This is a genomic window from Campylobacter sp. (genome assembly GCF_020024835.1).
Classification (GTDB): Bacteria; Campylobacterota; Campylobacteria; order Campylobacterales; family Campylobacteraceae; genus Campylobacter_D.
In genome coordinates this window covers 1-3,922 of the sequence record NZ_JAHHTD010000063.1, presented here as the reverse complement: position 1 = coordinate 3,922, position 3,922 = coordinate 1, and the positions used below count along the sequence as shown (strand labels likewise).

The window sequence follows — 3,922 nt, the reverse complement described above, 5'->3', positions numbered from 1 at the left end:
CTACTGATAAAAATTAAAGAAAAAAAATAAACTAAATATACTATAATAAAAATATTAAAATCATAATTTTTTGAGTTTAATATTTATCAAACTTTTAAGGATAAAAATGAAAACAAAATGGTTACGAAAAGGTTTAATGTTTGTGCTTTTAGCTATTTTTATTGATGTTGGTGTAGCAGATGATTTTAATTCAAACACAGACTTAGTTGTAGTAAAATTTGGTGATATTGATTCTAAAAATGTTGAAAAAATATTAAGCGCGGGTAAAGTAGCTGATTTGATTCTACCTGCACTCGCTCCAAATGAAATGCTTGGTTTTTCTTATTTTTTTGATGATTCATCTAAAGCTTTTTTACCACCAATTACTCGCAATCTACCTACTCTTGGGGGGATTTATGGCAAAGGTATGATGATTTCAATGGAAAAAATTGTTTCTTTAAAGCCAGATTTAATGTTAGATGTTGGGAGTGTTAATCAAAACTATATAGATAGTGTAAAGAGAGTTTATGAAAAAACTAATATACCAGTTATTTTAATAGATGGAAATTTTGCCGATAGTGCAAAACAAATTCGAACCATTGCAAAATATATCAATAAAACCCAAAGAGGTGAAATTCTAGCAAATTATACTCAACGCGTCTTAGATGTAACAAAAAATTCCACTATTAAAGGAGATAAATTTTACACTATTTATTTTGCAAGAAGTGCAGATGGCTTAGAAGCAGCAGTTGCAGATTCTATCCACGATGAAGTATTAAAATGGATTGGGCTAAAAAATATTGTCGATGCAAAAAATCAAAAAGGTCTTGCACGAGTCTCACTAGAACAGCTTTATAAATGGCAACCTGACATTATAATAACTCAAGATCTAAACACATACAATCATATTTTAAACTCACCAAACTGGAAAGAATTAAAAGCAATACAAAATAAAAATGTTTATTTAGCTCCAAATAAACCTTTTGGTTGGTTAGGTCAGCCACCAAGTATTAATCGTATATTAGGTGCTTTATATCTCACTCATAAACTTGCACCGCACAAGTTAAATGCAAGTGATTACAAACAATTCATAAGAGAATATTTTAAACTTTTTTATGATTATAAATTAACACTAGATGATGAAAAATTATTTGATATTAATTAAATTTAATAAATTTTTTAAAAAAAATTGGCGTCAATTCTTACCGCCAATTTTGCTTATTTTTGCTATATTATTTGCTTGTTGTGTTGGGCAATATCCGATTTCTTTAAATGAGCTTTTTACTGCTATTTTTAATTATTCTAAATCAGATTCTGCTGTTAATACTATTTTATTTCAAGTAAGATTTCCTAGAATTTTAACTGCAATTATAGCAGGTGCAGCTCTTGCAATGGCAGGAGTAACTTATCAAAGTATGTTTAAAAATCCACTTGTTTCACCAGATATTTTAGGCGTTAGTGCAGGAGCAGGACTTGGTGCAGTTTGCGTTATTTTCTTAGGTGGTGCGCTTTATCAAGTTCAATTTGTGGCATTTATGGGTGGTTTAATTGCAGTTGGAATTGTTTATACTATCGCAAAATTTGCTCGTTATCATACTCCTATTTTAGCCCTTGTTTTAGCTGGTATTGCTCTTTCAGCTTTACTTAAAGCTGGAATTTCAATAATAAAAATTTTTGCCGATCCTTATACCCAATTAGCCACAATTACTTTTTGGCTTTTAGGTGCTTTAAATATGACAACCTTTGATGATCTTATGATAATTTTACCACTCATTTTGCTAGCAATGTTACCTTTAATTTTACTTCGTTGGCGTATGAATTTACTAAGTCTTGAAGATCAAGAAGCACAAAGTCTTGGTTTAAATATCTCTAAAACTCGTTTAATCTTTATTTTTTCAGCAACGCTTATGACTTCCTCGATTGTTGCTTTAACTGGAATTATTGGTTGGATTGGTTTAATTGTCCCACACGTTGCTCGTTTATGGTTAGGAGAAAGTAGTAATGATTTTAGACAACTTTTACCTGCAACGATTTTTTTAGGTAGTGCTATATTATTAATAGCTGATACTTGCTCACGCACAGCCTTTAACGTAGAAATTCCACTTGGTATTATCACTGCAGTCATTGGTGTCCCATTTTTTTTAGGTTTGTTGATTTTAGGAGGTAAAAAATGAGTTTTTTTACTCTAAAAGATCTAAGTATTGGCTATGGAAAAAAGATTATTGCAAATAAAATAAATTTAAATTTTGAACAAAATCAAATCGTAAGTTTGCTTGGAGCAAATGGTTGTGGCAAAACTACTTTACTAAAAACAATTTTAGGCTTACTAAAACCAATAAATGGCAACATTTATCTTAATAATAAGCCTTTAAATACATATGAGCCAAAACAACTTGCTAAATTAATTGCTTATGTGCCACAAGCTCATCATCGCTTTAGCTTTAGCGTGCAAAACATAGTATTAATGGGACGAAATCCTTATTTAAAATGGTATGAAAGCCCAAATTCTAATGATAAAAAAATTGCAAAATTGGCACTTGAAAGTCTTGGAATCGAACATTTTATATATGAAAATTTTGAAAAATTAAGTGGCGGGGAACAGCAGTTAGTATTAATTGCACGAGCACTTGCTCAAGAACCAAAGCTTTTAATTATGGATGAACCAACTTCAAATTTAGATTTTGGAAATCAAGTAAAAGTATTAGAAAAAATAAAACAACTAAATATTGAAAAACAAATAGGGATTTTAATGACCACACATCAACCAAAACAAAGCTTAGAATTTACAGATCGCACTTTACTTTTTCATATGGGTAAAATTTTAGCCGATGGCAAACCACAAAATGTTTTAACTTCAAATAATCTAGCAAAAGTCTATCAATTAGATGCTCAAATTATTAAAAAATATTTTAAATATATAAATTAAGGATTAACTATGATTAATAAAGCAAAAATAATGACCATTTTTGATATTGATTTTACAACTTTATATAAAAATCATTTTAATTTATCTTCTCGCAAAGATAAAACTCCAAAAGATTGGAAAGATAAAGCCAAAAAAATGCAAAATTCATGTTTTGATTTAGAAGATGATTATACTAAACAATTTATACAAGCAATGAAATTTGATAAAACAGATACTATTTTAGATGTTGGATGTGGCGGTGGAGCACTTGCATTAGCACTTGCTCCTTATGTTAAAGCAGTCTATGCACTTGATTTTTGCCAAGATATGCTTGATATAGTAACAAAACGTGCAAAAGATTTAAAAATTAAAAATATTTTTCCAATTTTACGAGCTTGGGAGGAAGATTGGCAAGATATACCAGTGTGCGATATTTGCATTTCGTCAAGATCTTCTATGGTAAGTGATCTTAATAAAGCTTTAGACAAACTCAATAAACACGCTAAAAAAGCTGTATATATGAGTATGATTGTAGAAAAAGATTTTATTTCGCCTAAAATTTTACAAGCCATAAAACGCGATAGCGTTGGATTTCCAAATTATATTTATGCTTTAAATTTACTTTATCAAAAAAATTATTTTGCTAGTGTTAATTTTATCGAGTCAAAAGGATCTTTTGTTAATTCTCAAGTTATTTCTACTGAAGATTTTATAGAATCTGTAAGTTGGTCGATAGGAAAATTAAGTGAGCAAGAAATTGAATATCTTAAAGATTTTCATATGCAAAATCCTCAAATTACTAGTGCATATGAACCTTTGAAAAAATGGGCCTTATTACATTGGGATAAGAATAAATGATTTTATTATTTTAAAATTAATAACTAAAAGTATCTTAATGATAAATCATTTTAGAAAAATACCATAAAAATCAATATAATTTTATCAAAATTAAAATAATATCTTAGTTAAGAAATAATTGTTTATTTATTTAATTTTAGATATTTATTTATTTTAATAGTTTTACTTAAAAAATTTATC

Annotated in this window: 4 protein-coding genes; all 4 read left to right on the top strand. The window is 28.4% G+C overall.

The window, feature by feature from the left end:
* The first annotated feature begins 106 nt into the window (after positions 1 to 106).
* From QZ429_RS07485 to QZ429_RS07470, 4 genes are read left to right on the top strand one after another with little or no spacing between them, the layout of a single operon-like run.
* A complete protein-coding gene (locus QZ429_RS07485; RefSeq protein WP_291953354.1) occupies positions 107 to 1,144 on the top strand; it encodes an ABC transporter substrate-binding protein in 1,038 nt (345 codons plus the stop codon).
* Positions 1,131 to 2,153, top strand: a complete 1,023-nt coding sequence (locus QZ429_RS07480; RefSeq protein WP_291953353.1) for an iron ABC transporter permease — start codon at positions 1,131 to 1,133, stop codon at positions 2,151 to 2,153. Before QZ429_RS07485 ends, QZ429_RS07480 begins: the two co-directional genes overlap by 14 nt.
* Complete coding sequence (locus QZ429_RS07475; protein WP_291953351.1) at positions 2,150 to 2,905, top strand: ABC transporter ATP-binding protein; 756 nt, start codon at positions 2,150 to 2,152, stop codon at positions 2,903 to 2,905. The genes QZ429_RS07480 and QZ429_RS07475 overlap by 4 nt, the downstream gene beginning before the upstream one ends.
* Positions 2,906 to 2,914: 9 nt before the next feature.
* A complete protein-coding gene (locus QZ429_RS07470) occupies positions 2,915 to 3,742 on the top strand; it encodes a class I SAM-dependent methyltransferase (RefSeq protein ID WP_291953349.1) in 828 nt (275 codons plus the stop codon).
* The last annotated feature ends 180 nt before the right edge of the window (positions 3,743 to 3,922 follow it).

Excerpts from the sequence above, each read along its gene's own strand:
- QZ429_RS07485 (WP_291953354.1), top strand. The coding sequence starts at position 107 with ATGAAAACAAAATGGTTACGAAAAGGTTTAATGTTTGTGCTTTTAGCT.
- QZ429_RS07475 (WP_291953351.1), top strand. The coding sequence starts at position 2,150 with ATGAGTTTTTTTACTCTAAAAGATCTAAGTATTGGCTATGGAAAAAAG.
- QZ429_RS07470 (WP_291953349.1), top strand. The coding sequence starts at position 2,915 with ATGATTAATAAAGCAAAAATAATGACCATTTTTGATATTGATTTTACA.